The sequence below is a fragment of the Methyloversatilis sp. S146-33 genome (assembly GCF_059552495.1).
Map to the genome: position 1 here is coordinate 26,570 of NZ_JCANOT010000032.1, position 18,005 is coordinate 44,574.

The 18,005-nt window shown below is 67.5% G+C and carries 18 protein-coding genes; 5 read left to right on the plus strand and 13 right to left on the minus strand.

From position 1 onward, the window contains the following. Positions 1-34: 34 nt before the first annotated feature. Positions 35-1,396: an FAD/NAD(P)-binding protein gene (locus AC51BJ_RS13070; RefSeq protein WP_496280505.1), complete on the plus strand. Its 1,362-nt coding sequence runs from the start codon at positions 35-37 to the stop codon at positions 1,394-1,396. A gap of 17 nt (positions 1,397-1,413) precedes the next feature. Here AC51BJ_RS13070 and AC51BJ_RS13075 read toward each other — a convergent pair whose 3' ends face one another. The 13 genes from AC51BJ_RS13075 to AC51BJ_RS13135 form a co-directional block, all read right to left on the minus strand. Further along, positions 1,414-2,391: a PEP-CTERM sorting domain-containing protein gene (locus tag AC51BJ_RS13075; RefSeq protein ID WP_496280506.1), complete on the minus strand. Its 978-nt coding sequence runs from the start codon at positions 2,389-2,391 to the stop codon at positions 1,414-1,416. Between the two features lie 120 nt (positions 2,392-2,511). Next, a complete protein-coding gene (locus AC51BJ_RS13080; RefSeq protein WP_496280507.1) occupies positions 2,512-4,299 on the minus strand; it encodes an ABC transporter ATP-binding protein in 1,788 nt (595 codons plus the stop codon). A gap of 118 nt (positions 4,300-4,417) precedes the next feature. Continuing rightward, entirely contained in the window at positions 4,418-5,164 is a 747-nt protein-coding gene (locus AC51BJ_RS13085; protein ID WP_430433881.1) for an ABC transporter permease, read from the minus strand. After that, on the minus strand, positions 5,164-6,396 hold the full coding sequence (locus tag AC51BJ_RS13090; protein ID WP_430433880.1) for an ABC transporter substrate-binding protein: 1,233 nt from the start codon (positions 6,394-6,396) through the stop codon (positions 5,164-5,166). The genes AC51BJ_RS13085 and AC51BJ_RS13090 overlap by 1 nt, the downstream gene beginning before the upstream one ends. Positions 6,397-6,424: 28 nt before the next feature. After that, a complete protein-coding gene (locus tag AC51BJ_RS13095; RefSeq protein WP_430433879.1) occupies positions 6,425-7,240 on the minus strand; it encodes an ABC transporter ATP-binding protein in 816 nt (271 codons plus the stop codon). Beyond that, positions 7,237-8,334, minus strand: coding sequence for an acyl-CoA dehydrogenase family protein (locus AC51BJ_RS13100; RefSeq protein WP_496280508.1), 1,098 nt, complete (start codon positions 8,332-8,334; stop codon positions 7,237-7,239). The genes AC51BJ_RS13095 and AC51BJ_RS13100 overlap by 4 nt, the downstream gene beginning before the upstream one ends. Then, positions 8,331-8,891 carry a carboxymuconolactone decarboxylase family protein gene (locus AC51BJ_RS13105; protein WP_496280509.1) on the minus strand — a complete coding sequence of 187 codons (561 nt, stop codon included), beginning with the start codon at positions 8,889-8,891 and terminating at the stop codon, positions 8,331-8,333. The genes AC51BJ_RS13100 and AC51BJ_RS13105 overlap by 4 nt, the downstream gene beginning before the upstream one ends. Before the next feature lie 158 nt (positions 8,892-9,049). Continuing rightward, positions 9,050-9,400, minus strand: coding sequence for a thioredoxin family protein (locus AC51BJ_RS13110; RefSeq protein ID WP_496280510.1), 351 nt, complete (start codon positions 9,398-9,400; stop codon positions 9,050-9,052). Positions 9,401-9,552: 152 nt separating this feature from the next. Beyond that, entirely contained in the window at positions 9,553-11,454 is a 1,902-nt protein-coding gene (locus AC51BJ_RS13115; RefSeq protein WP_496280511.1) for a family 2A encapsulin nanocompartment cargo protein cysteine desulfurase, read from the minus strand. A gap of 1 nt (position 11,455) precedes the next feature. Then, positions 11,456-12,385, minus strand: a complete 930-nt coding sequence (locus AC51BJ_RS13120) for a family 2A encapsulin nanocompartment shell protein (RefSeq protein WP_496280512.1) — start codon at positions 12,383-12,385, stop codon at positions 11,456-11,458. A 113-nt stretch (positions 12,386-12,498) separates the two neighbouring features. Beyond that, positions 12,499-12,792 (minus strand): helix-turn-helix domain-containing protein, encoded by a 294-nt coding sequence (locus tag AC51BJ_RS13125; protein ID WP_020164531.1) that lies wholly within the window; start codon positions 12,790-12,792, stop codon positions 12,499-12,501. Further along, positions 12,789-13,754 carry a serine O-acetyltransferase EpsC gene (gene epsC, locus AC51BJ_RS13130; RefSeq protein WP_019918397.1) on the minus strand — a complete coding sequence of 322 codons (966 nt, stop codon included), beginning with the start codon at positions 13,752-13,754 and terminating at the stop codon, positions 12,789-12,791. Before epsC ends, AC51BJ_RS13125 begins: the two co-directional genes overlap by 4 nt. 55 nt (positions 13,755-13,809) lie before the next feature. Continuing rightward, complete coding sequence (locus tag AC51BJ_RS13135) at positions 13,810-14,304, minus strand: rhodanese-like domain-containing protein (protein WP_024300463.1); 495 nt, start codon at positions 14,302-14,304, stop codon at positions 13,810-13,812. 297 nt (positions 14,305-14,601) lie between these two features. Here AC51BJ_RS13135 and AC51BJ_RS13140 point away from each other — a divergent pair, with 297 nt between their 5' ends. The 4 genes from AC51BJ_RS13140 to AC51BJ_RS13155 all read left to right on the plus strand — a co-directional run bounded on the left by AC51BJ_RS13140 (position 14,602) and on the right by AC51BJ_RS13155 (position 17,818). Next, on the plus strand, positions 14,602-14,757 hold the full coding sequence (locus AC51BJ_RS13140; protein ID WP_157256665.1) for a hypothetical protein: 156 nt from the start codon (positions 14,602-14,604) through the stop codon (positions 14,755-14,757). A 34-nt stretch (positions 14,758-14,791) separates the two neighbouring features. After that, entirely contained in the window at positions 14,792-15,598 is an 807-nt protein-coding gene (locus tag AC51BJ_RS13145) for an EAL domain-containing protein (RefSeq protein ID WP_496280513.1), read from the plus strand. Positions 15,599-15,677: 79 nt separating this feature from the next. Further along, positions 15,678-16,682 carry a sulfate ABC transporter substrate-binding protein gene (locus AC51BJ_RS13150; protein ID WP_496280514.1) on the plus strand — a complete coding sequence of 335 codons (1,005 nt, stop codon included), beginning with the start codon at positions 15,678-15,680 and terminating at the stop codon, positions 16,680-16,682. 20 nt (positions 16,683-16,702) lie between these two features. Further along, positions 16,703-17,818: a sigma-54 interaction domain-containing protein gene (locus AC51BJ_RS13155; protein ID WP_496280515.1), complete on the plus strand. Its 1,116-nt coding sequence runs from the start codon at positions 16,703-16,705 to the stop codon at positions 17,816-17,818. Positions 17,819-18,005: the final 187 nt, after the last annotated feature.

Genomic DNA, 18,005 nt, shown 5'->3' on the forward strand with positions numbered 1-18,005 from the left:
GTCTGCTTCGGCCTTCCTGGTGAAAGGTTTCCGCGTGCGCACGCTTGTCATCATCGGTGCCGGCTTCAGCGGCACGGCCTGCGCCTGTCAGTTCCTCGCCCGCTGCGGCGACGGCTGGCAGGTCAGCCTGATCAACGCTTCCGGCCCGGTTGCCCGCGGTCTGGCCTACGGCACCCGTTCGCCGCTGCACCTGCTCAACGTGCCGGCCGGCCGCCTCGGCATGGACCCGGCGCAGGAAGGTGACTTCGTCCGCTACCTCGACGAGACAGGACATCGCTATCGCGCCAGCGCCTTCGTGCCGCGGATGCTGTATGGCGAGTACCTGGAGCAGCGTCTGCGCCAGGCCGCCGACGCCCATCCGGGCCGCCTCGACATCCGCACCGCGCGGGTCGATGCCATCGAGCGGTGTCTCGCAGGCGGCTTCCGCCTGCACTTGTCTGGCGATACGACGGTGGACGCCGATGCCGTCATCCTCGCCATGGGGCACCTGAGTCCGGTCGCGCCACTGCCCGGTCTGGATGCGCTGGGTGCGGCCTACATCAACGACCCGTGGTCGGGCGCCGTCGAGCACATCGGCCCCGACGAGCGCGTGCTGATACTCGGCAGCGGTCTGACCATGCTCGATGTCGTGGTCGATCTCGCACGGCGCGGCCACCGCGGCCCAATCACCGCCCTGTCGCGTCGTGGTCTGCTGCCGCGCTCGCACCGTGCCCAGGACGCACCGCCAGCCACCATCCCGCTCGACCGCGAGGCGCTGCTGCAGGCGCGCAGCGCGCGTGTGCTGACCCGCCTCGTGCGCGCAGCGGTTGCCCGAGCCGAGCGTGCCTGCGTCGACTGGCGCGACGTGATCGGCTCGCTGCGCGCCCTGACGCCAGCGCTGTGGCAGAGCCTGGACGAGCGCGAGAAGCGGCGCTTCGTGCGCCATGTACGGCCGCACTGGGAGGTGCTGCGACACCGCACCGCTCCTGAGCCCTTCAACGCGATGAACGCGCTGCTGCAGGACGGTCGCCTCACCGTCGCCGCCGGACGGCTGCGCGCTGCCGCGGCTGATCAGGGTGGCGTGACAGTACGCTGGGATGACGCCCGCCGCGGTCCGCAGGCGCAGCAGTTCGACCGCATCGTCAACTGCACCGGCCCGGGTCACCGCATCGACGCCCAGCGCGCACCGCTGCTGCACCGTCTGCTGGAAAGCGGTCTGATGACGCAGGATCCGCTCAAGCTCGGCCTGATGGTCGACGCCCGCTGCCGGGCCATCGACGCACGCGGACGCAGCGTGGACGGGCTGTACTACGTCGGACCGCTGCTGCGTGCCCAGTTCTGGGAAGCCACCGCGATACCCGAGTTGCGCAAGCACGCCGCGGTGGCAGTGGACAGCCTGCTCGCCGCTGGCGGTTGAGCGTCATACGCGATCGATCAGTCGACTTCGCGGCGGCGCACGCGGCCGAGGGCTGCCACCATTCCCAGTCCCGCCGCCATCAGCGCCCAGACATCAGGTTCCGGCACCGGGCCGACGACCGCGCGTCCGCCACCGCCATAGAGCGCGGCACCGGCCTCAGGCGTCCAGGTGGCGTGGAAGGAATTGAATGAATCGAAGAACTGGCCGTCATCCGTACCGTAGACGTAGGCGGACATGAACAGATCCTCCCTCAGGTCCACACCCTGGGTGGCGGCCGTGAAATTGAGGTCATAGGCGAAGTTGTACACGCCGTCCTGGTCGTCGTCTTCCCACACCAGGTTGAACAAGGGATTGAACACCGGCTGGCCCGACGGCCCGGCAATCATCAGCGGTTCCAGCGTCGACTGCCCGGTCGTCAGGTTCTCGGTGGAGAACCAGCCGTAGGGTTCGAGCGGCCCCTCGCCCTGTTGCACCGCGAAGTGGAAACTGTGGAAGGCGCCCGCCGACCACAGTGCATAGGACACGCTGAAATTGGCGCTGCCCGCGGTGAACTGCCCGTTCTGGTGCAGATTCACCGCGAACGACACCGGCAGCGGCACGGCTGTTCCACAGGAATCAGCATCGCAGACGAAGCCCTCGTCGCGGTAAAACAGCTCCGAATAGACATGACCATTGACCGGCGTCCGGGCGCTGACTTCGATCTTCGCGGCAAGCTGGCCGTCCTCGAAACCGATCTGCGAGCGCGCGTGATTGTCGTTATCGAGCCAGGCCGAACTGGCGCCGCTCCACAGCGACGTGTCCCCGTTCCACGGCTGGCCGTCCGACAGCAGACCGCCACCCGGCAGACTCACATAGCTCCAGCTGCGGAAGGTGTCGTCCGGCGCGGCCTGCGCAGCGCCGCTCAGACCGGCGCCACTCAACAGCAGAGCGACACCGGCGCGCGACAGTGTGCGACCGAAGGACGTGCGGAACGCGGAAAGTAGTATGGATGGCATGACAGGCTCCGTCGGCAAGGAAGAGTCGGCAGCCCGGATGCGGAGCCGCCGCGGCCGGCGCGTCGACGCGCCGCCTCTTTCTTTTTTAGGCCTGCCGTAACGAGCGGAACCTGACTTCGATCAAGGAAGAGACCGGACGCAATGCGCTGGTCGCTCCCCGGTCTGCAGCCGCCACAGCGAGGCGTAGGTGCCATCGAGCGCAAGCAGCTGGTCGTGGGTGCCGGATTCGGCGATGCGTCCGCCATCGATCACGTGGATGGCGTCGGCGTGCCGCACGGTAGACAGCCGGTGCGCGACGATGAGCGTCGTGCGGCCGACCACCAGCCGGTCCAGCGAGCGCTGTATCGCCGCTTCGGTTTCGTTGTCCACCGCCGAGGTGGCTTCGTCCAGAACCAGTATCGGCGGGTTCTTCAGGATCGCGCGCGCCAGCGCCAGCCGCTGCCGCTGGCCGCCGGACAGGCGCAGGCCGCGTTCGCCCACCGGCGTGTCGTAGCCCTGCGGGAGTGCCGTGATGAAGTCGTGCGCCTCGGCCGACTTCGCCGCCTCGATCACCGCCTCGCGCGTGGCGTCCGGCATGCCGTAGGCGATGTTCTGCGCCACCGACGCATCGGCGAGGAAGGTGTCCTGTGCAACATAGCCGATGGCGCGCCGCAGGTCCTGCAGATTCAGTTCACTGACCGGCATGCCGTCGAGCAGCACCCTGCCCTGCTGCGGCTCGTAGAAGCGCAGCAGCAGCTTGATCAGCGTGCTCTTGCCGCCGCCGGTGCTGCCGACGAAAGCCGCGCTGCGGCCGGCATCGATACGCAGGTCGATGCGGTCCAGCGCCGGTCGGGTCGTTCCGTCGTAGGCGAAGGACACGTTCTCGAACACCAGTTCGCCGCGCACCTCGGCGCGCTGCAGCGACCGCCCTTCGTAAGCGATGTTCACCGGCGTCTGCAGCAGGTTCATCACCCGCTCGATCGACGACATCGAGCGCTGATACAGATCGGTCAGGTCGGCCAGCCGGGTCAGCGGCCACAGCAGGCGCTGGGTCAGATACACCAGCACCGAATAGCTGCCGACGCCGATGTCGCCGTTCAGCGCCATGAAACCACCGTACAGCAGGGTCACCGTGAAGCCCGCGAGGATGGCCATGCGGATGACCGGCGTAATCGCCGCCGACAGCCGGATCGCCTCGCCGTTGCTTACGCGGTAGTCGTCCGATCCCTGTTCGATGTGGCCGGCCTCGTACTCCTCCGCGGCGTAGGCCTTCACCGTCGCGATGCCCTGGATGTTGTTGTTCAGTCGCGCCGCCAGCGCGCCGGCCGCCTCGCGTACCGCGCCGTAGCGCGGCGCCAGCCGGCGCTGGAACCAGAAGGCGCCGTACAGGATGAGCGGAACCGGCACCAGCGCGAGGAAGGCCAGCTCATGCGTCAGCACGAAGAACACGCCGCCCACCATCAGCGAGCCGACGAACACCTGGATCAGGTCGTTGGCGCCGCCGTTAAGGAAGCGCTCCATCTGGTTGATGTCCTCGTTCAGCACGGCCAGCAGATTGCCGCTGCGGTTGCGCTCGAAATAGGCCATGTCCAGCTTCTGCACGTGGCGGTAGGCCTCCATGCGCAGGTCGTGCTGCAGGTTCTGCGCGAGGTCGCGCCAGCGCACGTCGTACAGGTACTGGAACAGCGACTCGCCGACCCACACGACCACCGTGATCAGCGCCAGCAGCACTAGCTGGTCTTTCGGCTCGACGATGCCGACGCGCGCGAGGAAGCTGGCTTTCTGGTTCACGACCACATCGACCGCAACGCCGATCAGCACCTCCGGCAGCACATCGAAGAACTTGTTGAGAACGGAATACAGCGAGGCAATGCGCACCTCGCGGCGGTAGTTGCGCGCGTGCGAGAACAGGCGGGAAAGCGGATGCATGGCAGGCTCGGGGAAGATTTCGGGCAGGCCGCTCATCGATGCCGGCGGCGTGCCGCCATCATGACAGACGACCGCCCCTCCGGGCGGCCGCAGGTGTACGGCACAGCGGCGCCTGCGCTCAGCGGTGCAGCCAGCGGGCGTGCGCGCTGCGCGCCAGGTGATCGAGCGCGTAACCGAGCGCACCGACCAGCACGATGACCGCCATCAGTTCCGAGTAGGCCAGCCGGTCGCGCGTGTCGAGAATGAAATAGCCCAGTCCGGCCGACACGCCCAGCATTTCGGCCGGCACCAGCACGATCCAGATGATGCCGATCGCCAGTCGCACGCCGGTCAGGATGTGCGCGGTGATGCCGGGCAGCACCACGCGCAGCACCGTCTCGCGCCGGGTGGCCGACAGGCTGCGCGCCAGCAGCAGCCAGTTCGGATCGAGCTGCGCCACGCCGGACGCGGTATTGAGCAGGATGGGCCACACCGCGGCAAAGGCCAGCAGGAAGTAGACCGGCGCGTCACCGACGCCCAGCACCATCACCGCGAGCGGCATCCAGGACAGCGGCGACACCATGCGCAGGAACTGGAACAGCGGCGTCGTGCCCTGGGCGAACCGGCGCGACAGCCCGGTCAGCACTCCGAGCGGCACACCGATGACGACAGCCAGCAGCAGTCCGACCGCCACTCTCTTCAGGCTGACGAGCACGTGCGGCCACAGCTCGCCGCTGCCGAGCAGCTGCCACAGCGCGTCGGCCGACGGCGCCGGCGCGAAATCGGCCGCGATCGGCATGCCATGCGCCAGCCACGCCGAGCCGGCCAGCCACAGCAGCAGCGCGCCCAGCAGGCCGGCCAGCGGGAGGATGAAACGCGCGCTCATCACACCCGCACGACTTCCCTGCGCCGCAGGTCGGCCGGAAGGCCGAACACCGAGGGCCCACCGACCAGGTCGATGGCCCGGCGCACGAAACGGTCATCGACCAGGTCGCGCGCGACGAAGGCCGGATCGAGCGCATCGAGGAACTTCGTGTCGCCCTCGACCCGGGTCTGCTTCACCGCGCGCACCAGCTCTTCGGTATAGGACGGGAAAGGATAGGGCTGGAAGTCGATGCGGCGTTGGTACCAGCCCTTGTTCTTCACCACGCCCGACGCCTCGTAGCTGGCGTAATCGGTGGCAGCCAGCACCTTGGACAGCACGGGCAGCGCGTGCGGTGTGTACTTGCCCTCGCCTGCCGCCGACAGCAGCTTGGCGGTATCCAGCTGGTTGCTGCGCGTCCACAGCTGGGCACGCACGATGGCGTTGGTAACGCGCTGCGCCCACTCCGGCCGATCGCTGGTGTCGCGCTCGGACAGGAAGGTGACGCAGCACGCGTGGTTCTGCCACACGTCACCTGAGAAGCGCAGCACCTTGCCCACGCCCTTGGTTTCGGCCAGCGCGTTAAAGGGGTCGGCCACGATGTAGCCGGCGATGGACTTGCCGGCCAGTGCCGACACCATTTCCGCAGGCGGCAGCACGATGAGGTTCACCTCGTTCGCGGCCAGCTGCGCCTCCTTGGCCTTGGTCACCGCCGTCAGACCGTTCGCGCGCAGCACCTGCTGCAGCAGGATGTTGTGGATCGAGTACCAGAAGGGCACGGCCACCGTGCGGCCGCCCAGATCGGCGACGGTCGAGACCGACGGATCGACCGTCAGCGCCGAACCGTTCACATGGTTCCAGGCGACGATCTTCGCCGGGAATTTCGAGCCGTAACGCACCCACAGCGCGGCTGGCGTCAGCAGGTGGATCACGTTCACCTGCCCGGCAACGAAGGCCTCGACGATCTGCGCCCAGCTGCGGAACAGCCGCGGCGACTCGGTCCTCAGGCCTTCCGCCTCGAACAGCTTGCGCGCGTGCGCCACCAGCAGCGGTGTCGCATCGGTAATCGGCAGGTAGCCGATCTTCACCGGCTGGTCGTCGCCCTTGAAGGCCTGCGCACGCGCGTCACCGGCACGCAGCAGCGGCGCCGCCACGCCGGCCAGCGTCAGTGCGCCCAGCTTCAGCATGTCGCGGCGCGTCAGCCCGCAACCGCAATCGGACGAAGCGCAGATATGCAGCTTCCCATCCTTGTTCATGTCATGTCCTCTTCTGATGGTCTTGGTTTCAATGCGCGCGCAGCACCTGCAGCGCGTTCAGGATGTCCAGCCGCAAGGCGGTCACGGCCGCAGGCTGCGCCTCACGCGGGCGCTCGATATCCACTGTCCATTCGCGGACGATGCGGCCAGGCGTTCCGCCCATCAGCAGGATGCGGTCGGCCACCAGGATGGCTTCGTCGATGTCGTGCGTGACCAGCAGCGCCGCGGTGTGCCAGCGATGCACCAGCTCTACCAGCAGCGCCTGCATCTCGGCGCGAGTGATGGCGTCGAGTGCGGAGAACGGTTCGTCGGCAAACAGCAGCTGCGGCTCGCGCGCCAGCGCGCGGGCAAGGGCCACGCGCTGCGCCATGCCGCCGGACAGCTGCGCCGGATAGCGATGTCCGTGTCCCGCCAGCCCCACCGCGGACAGCGCATGCTCGATGCGCGCGGCGCGCTCGCTGCCCGCCAGTCGCGGTTGATGCTCGAAGTCGAGGCCGAAGCCAACATTGCCCGCCGCATCAAGCCAGGGCAGCAGCCCCGGCTGCTGGAAAACGAGTGCGGCGCGCGGATGCGGCGCCCGCAGCGGCTCGCCGAGGAAGTGGATGTCACCCGAGGCGGGCGCCTCCAGCCGTGCCAGCACGCGCAGCAACGAAGACTTGCCGCATCCGCTGCCACCCAGCAGGCAGACGATCTCGCGCGGCCGGACCTCGAGCGACACACCGCCGAACACCGGCCTGCCGCCGTCATAGGCGTAGGCCAGATCACGTGCCAGCAGCGTGGACACCGGCGCGGCGAGCGCCGCCGGCTCCGGGCGCAGCAGCGCCTTGGGCACCGCTGCGTTCATGCCGCCCTCGCCTGCGCCTGTGCGCGCTTCAGCAATTCGCCCTGCAGTTGGGTGACGCTGGGCGTGATGACCGGCACGAAAGCCGATTCCTGCAGGCGGCGCGCGAAGCCGAACTGCGGATCGACCAGATAGGCGCGACCGCCGCTGGCCTGCAGTTCGAGCTGCACCGCGCGCTGCACCGTGTCGGCCAGTGCGATGCGCAGCCGGAACAGCGCCGCGGCGTCGCTGACGAAGCGCTGTGCAGCCAGGCCGTCGAGCAGCGCCACCACCTGCTTGGCCAGCGCGTCGCCGACCGCGTCGAGTTCGTCCTGCAGCGTGGCGCGAGCACTGCTGCAACGCGCCTGCGCGGCGGCCAGTGCGGCGCGCGCCAGGCCGATGGACAGGCCGCACTGCAAGCCGAGAAAGCCGGGGCGTACGCGCGGCAACCAGTCACGCGCGTCCGGCGCGATCACGTCGGACGCGTCGATCAGCGCGCCATCGATGTTCAACGCAGCGGTATTGCTGCCGCGCATTGCGATCAGGTCGAGATCGGCCGTCCGCGATACGCCGGCGTGGCGACCGTCGAGCGCAACGATGAAGGGCGGCTCGCCTTCGCGCGACGACACCGCCGCCGCGAACACGAAACCCGACTTGCGCAGATTGGTCACCCAGGGCAGCTTGCCGTCCAGAAGCCAGCCGTCGCCGGTGCGGCTGGACTCGATCTGCAGCGATTCGATGCCGCACAGGAATTTCATTGCGTTCGACAGGCCCGTCGCGCCGGCGTGCTCGCCGGCCAGCAAGGCCGGCAGCCGACGTTCGCGCAGCGCCGCGTTCGGGCTGGCGAGCAGGTATTCGATGAAGGCGCGGTGACCCCAGAACACGAAGGCAGCCGTCAGCGAATGCTCGGCCACCGCAGCGATGGCCTCGACCGCGTCGCCGGTGCTGCCACCGGTTCCGCCCATCGACTGCGGCACACCGATGGCGAACAGTCCGGCGGCGGCCAGCGCGGGCAGCAGCGCCTCGTCGTCGGAGGTGCCGTCGTTCAGTGCCGGCGCATGTTGCTGCAGCCAGTCGCGCAGGCCGTCCGGCAGCCGTCCGTGAGTGTTCGTGCTCATGCCGTCAGCACACCGGCACGGAAGGGTTCGAGCTGCGGATTGACCGGGCTCTGCGCCAGATTGTTGGCGAAGTTGCACAGCGTCGCCAGGCTGATGCCGAGGATGACTTCGAGCGCCTGCGCGGGCAGGAAACCGGCGCCGGTAAACTCCGCCAGCGCGGCATCGCTGACCGCACCACGGGTGGCAATGACCTCGCGGGCGAACGCAGCCAGTGCGTCGAGTCTCGCATCACCGACCGGACGCCCCTGCTGCAACGCGACCACCGCCGCCTTGTCGAAGCCCGCCTTCTTCAGCGCAATGGCGCTGTGGCCGGCCACGCAGAAGTCGCAGCCGTGGATGGTGGCGGCGGTGATCTGTACCACCTCGCGTTCGGCCAGCGACAGGCTGGCGCGACCGTTTATCTCGCCCACCGTCAGATAGGTTTCGAGCGCGACCGGCGCGTTCGACAGCGCGGCGATCAGGTTGGGCAGGAAGCCGTTGTTGGCGATCACGCGCTCGACGAGGGCACGGCTTCCTTCGGGTGCGGTATCGGCGGTGTGCAGGGTGAGGCGGGTCATGTTGATTCTGCGGAACGCAGGCTGTTGCGATCCGCAGAATCTAAGTGTCACACCGCCCCAAACCAACCAACTTAATCTGCAAAGCTTTGCATCATCGGGAACAGCAATCGATAGGCAAGCAGACTTCTCGATGCACGCCGAGCATCGAGAACGGAAGGTCAGCCACCCGTGAGTGCCAAGACAAGAGCAGGCGCTCGTGACACCAGTGCGTCACCCGGGTCGGCACGAAGAACGCCCTCGTCTGCGCTTCGACACAGGCGCATCGCAACTTCGAGGAATGGCGCTATGGGTCCGGCAAAACGGACCTCGCTGTCGTCATCAAGAATGATCAGGGTTGGCAAGCTCTCGATCTCGATATCCAGATGTGCAAGCAACTCGTCATGTACTTCGATGTCCACCCACCGGCATTGGTCGGCGGCACGCTTTGCGCTTACCTCGTCGAAGGACGCGCGAAAGTCGCGGCAGGTGCCACACCACTCGGCGCACAAACAGAAAACGGTGAGACTCATCGCTGAATCCGGTCGTCAGGACGTAAACGCGCACGATACGACGCTTGAGCCTGAATCCGGAAGCGCGTGTCCGAATGGAACGATAACCCGCTTGGCAGCGGTGGGCGCGCCCATTCGCGCGCCCACCGACCGCTGCACTGGAGTCGCAAGGCTCACCGCCTGCGTTGCCCCGCCAGCCGCCGGACAACGTTGGCGAAGCGGTCGACTTCCTCGCAGGTGTTGTAGAACGCCAGCGAGGGACGCACCGTGGTTTCCAGGCCGAAGCGGCGCAGGATGGGCTGCGCGCAATGGTGACCGGTGCGCACGGCGATGCCTTCCTCGTTCAGCGCCTGGCCGACTTCGTCCGTCGTGTAGCCCTTCAGCACGAAGGACAGCACGCTGGCCTTGTCGGCCGCGGTACCGATCAGGCGCACGCCCGGGATGTCGCGGATGGCGTGCGTGGCATAGACCAGCAGGTCATGCTCGTAGCGCGCAATGTTCTCGATGCCGATGCGGTCGACGTAGTCGAGTGCCGCGCCCAGCCCCACCGCATCGGCGATGTTGCCGGTACCGGCCTCGAAACGCGCCGGCGGCGGATGGAAGATCGTGCGTTCGAAGGTGACGTCCTGGATCATGTTGCCGCCGCCCTGCCAGGGCGGCATGTCTTCCAGCACGTCGCGCTTGCCGTACACCACGCCTATGCCGGTCGGGCCGAAGATCTTGTGGCCGGAGAACACGAAGAAATCCGTGTCCAGCGCGCGCACGTTCACCCGCATGTGCGACACCGACTGCGCGCCATCGACCAGCGTTCTCGCGCCGGCACGATGCGCCAGCTCGACGATCTCCTGCACCGGCACGACGGTGCCCAACGCGTTCGACACCTGCGTCACCGCCACCAGCTTGGTCTTCTCGTTCAGCAGCCGCTTGTACTCCTCGAGCAGCACCTGACCGCTGTCGTCGACCGGGATCACGCGGATCTTCGCGCCCTTCTCAGCCGCCAGCTGCTGCCAGGGCACGATGTTGGCGTGGTGTTCCAGGTGCGACACGATGATTTCGTCGCCGGCGCCGATATTCTTCGCACCCCAGCTCTTGGCCACCAGATTGATCGCCTCGGTCGCGCCGCGCACGAAGATGATTTCCTCGACCGAACCTGCGCCGATGAAGCGCGCCACCTTCTGCCGCGCCGCCTCGTAGGCATCGGTTGCCCGGGCGGCCAGTTCGTGCGCCGCGCGGTGGATGTTCGAGTTCTCGTGCGCGTAGAAGTAGGCCAGCCGGTCGATCACCGCCTGCGGCTTCTGCGTTGTCGCGGCGTTGTCGAACCACACCAGCGGCCTGCCATTCACGCGCTCGGCAAGTATCGGAAAGTCCCGCCGTACCGCATTGACGTCGAAAGGCGGATAACGGCCGGCGTCGGCGTTCGGCACCCGGCCGGCGTGACCGACCGTGGGCGCCGCCTGGCTGTCGACGAAGTAGTAGGCCGGCGCCGACGGCGCGGCCGGCTGCACCTCGCGTGAGGGCTCGGCCAGCAGCCCGCGCAGCGCGTCGTCGCCGGGCAGGCCGAAGGACCGGGCACTGACGCGGTCATCGACCTGTGCAGGCGCCGACTGCAGCGCGCTCGCCTCGCCGAGGAAATAGTACGGCGACGACGGCGCCGAAGCACCGCCCGGCTGCGGGAAGGCGGACGCGCCACCGAGCGGCGGCAGCGCTGCCGCGTAGGCCTCGGGCACGCCCTGTGCAACGCCCGCGCGCGGCGAGCCGACCGGGTAGGCGTCGGCCGCCACGTCGGGCACATGATTCTGCGCGGTCGCGTGCGGTACCAGCTTCGGCGACGAGGCGCCCAGCGACAGACCGTGCTGCGGTGCGACCGGCGCGGCCGCCGCAGCCGTGCTCGACGGCGCGCTGGCCGGGACCGGCGGCACTGGCGATTGCGGTGTCGGCGCCGGCGCAACAGCCAGCGGTGCATCGAACGAAGGCGGCGTCTGCCCGGGCAGCGCGGCGAACAGCTCGCTGGCCAAGCGCGACAGCACCGACTCGTCCGGCGCGCCGGGCGGCAGCGGTGAGCTCAGACCGCTCACGTTACTGCTTGTAGGTGTCGGGATACTCATGGTACTTGCCGATCTCCACGTCATCGAGCACAGCCAGCGCGTCTTCGGTCAGCACGGCCAGAGAGCAATACAGCGAGATCAGGTAGGACGCGATCGCGTTGCGGTTGATGCCCATGAAACGGACCGACAGGCCCGGACTCTGTTCACCGGCCAGACCCGGCTGGAACAGGCCGACCGCGCCCTGACGCTTCTCGCCGGTACGCAGCAGGATGATCTTGGTTTTGCCGTCCTCGACCGGCACCTTGTCTGACGGGATCAGCGGCAGGCCGCGCCAGGTCAGGAACTGCGAACCGAACAGGCTAACAGTCGGCGGCGGCACGCCGCGGCGCGTGCATTCGCGGCCGAAAGCTGCGATCGCCAGCGGATGGGTCAGGAAGAAGCCGGGCTCCTTCCACACCTTGCCGATCAGGTCGTCCAGATCGTCCGGGGTCGGCGCGCCGGTCAGCGTCGAAATGCGCTGGTCGTCGTGTACGTTGGCCAGCAGACCGTATTCGGGGTTGTTGATCAGTTCGCTTTCCTGGCGCTCCTTGATCGTTTCGATGGTCAGACGCAGCTGCTCCTTGATCTGGTCGTGCGGGCTGCTGTACAGGTCGGACACGCGGGTGTGCACGTCGAGCACGGTGGTGACCGCATTCAGGAAGTACTCGCGCGGCTGTTCGTCGTAGTCGACGAAGATCTGCGGCAGTTCCGCTTCGTCGCGCTGCGAGCACGCGACACGCACGTCCTGCGGGTTCTTGACGCGGTTCACGCGGTAGATGCCCGCCTCGACCGGCAGCCACTGCAGCAGATGAACCAGCCAGCGCGGTGTGATGGTCGATAGCTGCGGGACGGTCTTGGTGGCGTTGGCAAGCTGGCGGGCGGCGTTGTCGCCAAGCGCAAGCTGTTCGGGTGTGTCGGCCATGAAAGGCTCCTAGCAAGGGGGAGGGTTATGCAAAAAACTGCTAAGCAAATATCTATTTCTTCTATGCAGCGTTCAACCGGCTATAGCCACCAATCGGTTCGTCGTCCGTCCGTTCAGGCGATCGTGTGCTGCACGGCAGCTGGCAGCTCGTCCATGCGTTCGCAGCCGTCGAGCAGATCGCCGGCCGGCAATTCGAGCGCCAGCGCGAGCTTGACCACCGTGGCGAGCGAGGGCATCGCGCTGCCGCGCTCGACCTCGCCGAGGTAGGAGCGATTGAGTTCGGCGCGCTCTGCCAGTACCTCCTGCGACCAGCCGCGCAATTCGCGCGTCCGCCGCACCGCACGGCCGAAGCGCCGCGTCAGCGCCTCGGCCAGAGGTGGCGTCGGCCTTCCGTGCCGGGCTGTCATGGCTCGACCAGTTCCGCCGCGACCGGCACGTTCTGCAAATTGGCCTGCGTGACCTGGCTGCCGGGCGGCACGCTGCGCGTGAGCCACACATTGCCGCCTATGGTGGAACCCCGTCCTATCGTGACGCGGCCAAGGATGGTCGCTCCGGCGTAGATGACCACGTCGTCCTCGACCACCGGATGACGCGGCAGCCCTTTCTGCAGCGTGCCGGCCTCGTCTGCCGGGAAGCGCTTGGCGCCCAGCGTGACCGCCTGGTAGAGCCGCACGCGCTCGCCGATTACCGCGGTTTCACCGATCACGACACCGGTGCCGTGATCGATGAAGAAGCCGGCGCCGATCTGCGCCCCAGGGTGGATGTCGATGCCTGTGCTCGAGTGCGCGGCCTCGGAAATGATGCGTGCAACCAGCGGCACGCCCAGCGCGTACAGCTTGTGCGCAATGCGGTGATGAATGACGGCGAGTACGCCCGGGTAGCACAGCAGCACCTCGTCCACGCTGCGCGCGGCTGGGTCGCCCTGGTAGGCCGCCAGCACGTCGGTGTCGAGCAGCGCACGCAGGCCGGGCAGCGACAGTGCGAACTCGGCAACGATGGCGCGAGCGAGCAGGTCGACGTCAGCCTGCGGAGATGCCGCACGACGCGCGTCGTAGCGCAGTTCCAGCCGCACCTGGTGCAGCAACGCGTTGAGCGCGGCATCCAGCGTGTAGCCGATGTAGAAGTCCTCGCTTTCCTGATGCAGATCGGACGGGCCGAGCCGCATCGGGAACAGCGCACCGCACAGCGCCTCAGCGATATCGCGCAGCGCCTCGCGCGACGGGAATTCGCGCGCGCCGCACTCTGTCGTGCGCTGCTGCGCGCCACGCCAGCGGGTGCGGATGTCGTGCAGCTCGGACACGATGCGATCGAGCTGCCACGACCCTTCGGAATCGGTCGCCCTCGTGAGGCCGCCCTTCTTGAGTGTCATTCGGGATCTCCGATACGGGTTCTGAAAGCGCAGCCGCGAAAGCGACCGCCATGCGTCAGTCCTGTTGCCAGGGCAGGCCGCTGACCACCCAGCCGCCACTGTTGCGACGCTGGCTCTCTGCGTTCAACTCGCCTTCGAAGCCTTCGAGCACGTTGAACACGTGACGGAAGCCGGCTTTCGCCGCGGCCTCGGCAGCGGCAGCCGAACGCTTGCCGCTGCGACACAACAGCAGGATGACGGCGTCCTTGCCAACCTTGGCTTCCAGTTCCTTGACGAAGCGCGGATTGCGCGTCATCGATGTGCCCGTCGCCCAGGCGACATGGATGCTGCCGGGCACGTGACCAACAAACTTGCGCTCCTCTGCGGTCCGTACGTCCACCAGTACGGCGTCGCCCGCCGACACCAGTGCCCAGGCCTGGTCCGGCGTGATGCCGCCGGCGTACAGCAGCGCGTCGTGCTCGGCTCGCTCGCGGGCAATCGAAAGCGGTGGTGCTTGAAGCACCGCCGCACTGGGTGAGGACGCAAGGGCGTCCGCAGTTGCAGCAGTCATGACTTCCTCCTCGGCGTGGCGACACCGGCGATACGCCGCCTCGCGGGCGGTCCCTGCATCGGCCGGAGCGGGGCGGACGCAATGGCATCGCTCCCGGTGACGCCAATCTATCGGTCGTACAGGCGCACTCAAACCAATTGAATTTCAGAACGAATGCACGAAATGCTTTGCGCAAAATCAGCTAGCGCATCGACCACGCCATGTGGTGGCGGTCGGTCCGAGCTCAGTCAGGTCACGCATGTGCATAAGCTCAGCAGGATTAATTGGTTTGACCGCTGACGTCGGCCGCATAGATTCGTGGCCATGAACTTCCTTGGACGCCGCCGGCTGCGCCGGCCCGAAAAACGCCCCGAGGCCCCCGAACCGCTCCCGCTCGGCGACAAACTCCTGGCGGCAGTGATCTTTGCCTTGGGCATCGCCCTGCTCTACCGCACCTGGCTGCTGGTCGAATGACACTCGCGCGCCGCTTGCCCTTCCCGGAGACACCATGAACACCGTCGACACCACCCGGTCGGCGCTCGAGCGCTACCTTTGCGCGCTGCCGCGCATCGCCGACGGCGATCACCCACTGTGGGCGACGCCCGATGGTCGCGTGGCCGGCCGCTTCATGCGCAGCAGCCTGTCCTCCGTGTTCCAGCCGCTGCGTCGGCTGGACGATGGCGCGCTGGCCGGTCATGAGGCCTTCGTCCGCTCCTTCGACGCCACCGGCGGCGATCTGTCGCCGTGGAACCTGTTCGCCAACGCGGCGGAGGACGACGCGCTGATAGAGCTCGACCGCCTGTGCCGGACGCTTCATGTGCTGAACTACTTTGGTCGCCCAGGCGACACCGGAAGCCTCTTCCTGAACGTCCACGGCCGCCTGATGCTGGCCGTCGGCGAAGACCACGGCAGCGCCTTCGGACGTGTGCTGTCGGCGCTGAAGATCGAGCGCCGCAAGGTGGTCATCGAATCGCCCGACGCCATGACCAGCGACTTCGCGATGCTGGCCTACGTGATGCTGAACTACCGCTACAACGGCTATCGCATCGGCGTGAATCTGCTGAACGCAGGGCAACTGGACGAACTGCTGCGCCACGTCCGGCCGGATTTCGTCAAGCTCGACGCCGGGCGCGACGACACGCTGCGCGATCTGCCGCAGCACGCGAAGACCTGCGCCCGTCACGGCATCGAGCTCATCGTCCGCCGCATCGGCAGCGACGCCACGCTCGCCCGGATACGCGCGGCCGGGGTGCGCCTCGGCCAGGGCTATGCGCTCGGTCATCCCGCGCCGGCCGCAGCATTCCCGAATCCCTGATAAGCACATCGTTTCTTGTTGGTTCACGCGCCCTGCCCGACTGCCTAGGCTGCGTGTTCTCGATTCCACCGGAGCCATCATGCACACCCGCCGCACAACCCTGATTTCCGCCGCCCTGCTTGCACTGGTCACCGTTGCGCTCCCGGTGCGGGCGCAGACCACACTGCTCAACGTGAGCTACGACGTGTCGCGCGAGCTGTACAAGGACATCAACCCGGCTTTCGCCACGCACTGGAAGACCCAGTCGGGCGAGACGCTGACGCTGAACCAGTCGCACGGCGGATCGAGCAAGCAGGCCGGCGCCGTGATCGGCGGGCTGGAAGCCGACGTGGTGACGATGAACCAGTCGCCGGACATCGACATCCTGGTGAAGAACAGCCTGGTGTCGGCCGACTGGCGAAAGCGCCTGCCGAACGACGCCACGCCCTACACGACCACCACCGTTTTCCTGGTGCGCAAGGGCAATCCGAAGGCGATCAAGGACTGGTCCGACCTCACCCGCGCCGGTCTGCAGGTCATCGTGCCCAACCCGAAAACCTCGGGCAACGGCCGCTACACCTATCTCGCCGCCTGGGGCTATGCGCTGAACAAGGCGAACGACGAGGCGGCGGCCAAGGACTTCGTCAGCAAGCTGTTCGCCAACGTGCCGGTGCTCGACGGCGGTGGCCGCGGCGCCACCACCACCTTCACCCAGCGCGGCATCGGCGACGTTCTGGTCACCTTCGAGAACGAGGCGGTGCTGCTGGACAAGGAACTGGGCGGCGACCAGTTCGACATCGTCTATCCGTCGCTGTCAATCGAGGCGGCCGCCCCGGTGGCCGTGGTCGACAAGGTGGTCGACAAGCGCGCCACCCGCAGGCAGGCGGAGGCCTATCTGCAGTACCTGTACTCGGCCGAAGGCCAGGACATCATTGCCCGTCACCACTTCCGCCCGCGCAGCGAGACGGCGCTGAAGAAGTACGCCAAGCAGTTCCCGCCGGTGAACACATTCACGGTCGAGGCGAAGCTGGGCGGCTGGGATGCGGTGCAGAAGACGCACTTCGCCGACGGCGGCATCTACGACCAGATCGTCACCCGCCGCTGAACCGGACCGCGCCCCGCCCGATGAGCCAGAACGCCGCACTGCAGAACGGAAAGCGCCTCACCTTCGCTCGACCGGAGGAGATGGCGCTGTCCATACGTGCCACCGCGCTGGTGTTCGAGGACCCGGCGTCGACCGCGCTGCTGTCCGACATCGAGCTGATCGCGGCACGCGAAGTGACGGCGATGATCATCGGCGAGACCGGCACCGGCAAGGAACTGGTGGCACGACACATTCACGCGGTCAGCGGTCGCGCCGGCCCCTTCGTCGCCGTCAACTGCGGCGCGCTGAGCGAAGCACTGATCGACGCCGAGCTGTTCGGCCACGAAGCAGGTGCCTACACCGGCGCCTCGCACGCGCGCGCCGGATGGTTCGAAGCGGCCAACGGCGGCACTCTGTTCCTCGACGAGATCGGTGACATGCCGGCAGCGCTGCAGGTGAAGCTGCTGCGCGTGCTGCAGGAGCGGCAGGTGGTGCGCCTGGGTTCGCGCAGCGCGATATCGGTGGACGTAAGGCTGATCGCTGCCACCAACGTGGACCTGTGGCGGGCGGTGAACGCCGGCCGCTTTCGCGCCGATCTCTACTACCGCCTCAATGTGGCGCCGATCAAGCTGCCGCCGCTGCGCGAACGGCGCGGAGACATCCCGCCGCTGATCGACTATTTCGCCGCGCAATACGCGCGCCGGCTCGACATTGCCGACGTCAGTTTCACACCGCGCGCCCGCGAGGCGCTGGTCGCGCATGACTGGCCGGGCAACATCCGTGAGCTGGAAAACGTCGTCCACTACGCGCTCATCGTCAGCCGCGACGGCCGTGTCGACATCGACGACCTGCGCCTCGCCAACGCTTCGCTCGCCCCCGCAGCGCAACCATCTCCGACATCTCTGGCCGACACACCCGAGCAGTTGCTCGAACGCATCGCGGGTGACCTGCGGCGTCTGGTCGAGCTGCACGTCCCCACGCTGCACGATACCCTCGAGAAGCTGCTGGTAAGCACTGCATTCGAAGCCTGCCGGCACAACCAGGTCCATACGGCGGAAGCACTGTCGGTGTCGCGCTACGTGCTGCGCACCCAGCTCAAGCGGCACGGCCTGCTCGACGTCGCGCGTCCCCGTACGGCAGTCCGCAGCGTCGCCTGACGCCCACCTCGTCCCGCAGCAGCACCCGCACCGGCCCTTCCGGTGTGGGCATCTGCACGTCCACTCCGCATGAGTCCTGCGCAGCATGGAATGACTGCCGCATTGGCATTGCGCACAGTCGACCGCAGCCGGCGGCGCCCCGACTGTGGCAATCGCCGCAGCGCCGCCCGCACCACTGGGCGCAATT

Excerpts from the sequence above, each read along its gene's own strand:
- AC51BJ_RS13150 (WP_496280514.1), top strand. The coding sequence starts at position 15,678 with ATGCACACCCGCCGCACAACCCTGATTTCCGCCGCCCTGCTTGCACTG.
- AC51BJ_RS13145 (WP_496280513.1), top strand. The coding sequence starts at position 14,792 with ATGAACACCGTCGACACCACCCGGTCGGCGCTCGAGCGCTACCTTTGC.
- AC51BJ_RS13090 (WP_430433880.1), bottom strand. The coding sequence starts at position 6,396 with ATGAACAAGGATGGGAAGCTGCATATCTGCGCTTCGTCCGATTGCGGT.
- AC51BJ_RS13095 (WP_430433879.1), bottom strand. The coding sequence starts at position 7,240 with ATGAACGCAGCGGTGCCCAAGGCGCTGCTGCGCCCGGAGCCGGCGGCG.
- AC51BJ_RS13075 (WP_496280506.1), bottom strand. The coding sequence starts at position 2,391 with ATGCCATCCATACTACTTTCCGCGTTCCGCACGTCCTTCGGTCGCACA.
- AC51BJ_RS13135 (WP_024300463.1), bottom strand. The coding sequence starts at position 14,304 with ATGACTGCTGCAACTGCGGACGCCCTTGCGTCCTCACCCAGTGCGGCG.
- AC51BJ_RS13085 (WP_430433881.1), bottom strand. The coding sequence starts at position 5,164 with ATGAGCGCGCGTTTCATCCTCCCGCTGGCCGGCCTGCTGGGCGCGCTG.
- AC51BJ_RS13125 (WP_020164531.1), bottom strand. The coding sequence starts at position 12,792 with ATGACAGCCCGGCACGGAAGGCCGACGCCACCTCTGGCCGAGGCGCTG.
- AC51BJ_RS13080 (WP_496280507.1), bottom strand. The coding sequence starts at position 4,299 with ATGCATCCGCTTTCCCGCCTGTTCTCGCACGCGCGCAACTACCGCCGC.
- AC51BJ_RS13105 (WP_496280509.1), bottom strand. The coding sequence starts at position 8,891 with ATGACCCGCCTCACCCTGCACACCGCCGATACCGCACCCGAAGGAAGC.
- AC51BJ_RS13155 (WP_496280515.1), top strand. The coding sequence starts at position 16,703 with ATGAGCCAGAACGCCGCACTGCAGAACGGAAAGCGCCTCACCTTCGCT.
- epsC (WP_019918397.1), bottom strand. The coding sequence starts at position 13,754 with ATGACACTCAAGAAGGGCGGCCTCACGAGGGCGACCGATTCCGAAGGG.
- AC51BJ_RS13100 (WP_496280508.1), bottom strand. The coding sequence starts at position 8,334 with ATGAGCACGAACACTCACGGACGGCTGCCGGACGGCCTGCGCGACTGG.
- AC51BJ_RS13110 (WP_496280510.1), bottom strand. The coding sequence starts at position 9,400 with ATGAGTCTCACCGTTTTCTGTTTGTGCGCCGAGTGGTGTGGCACCTGC.
- AC51BJ_RS13120 (WP_496280512.1), bottom strand. The coding sequence starts at position 12,385 with ATGGCCGACACACCCGAACAGCTTGCGCTTGGCGACAACGCCGCCCGC.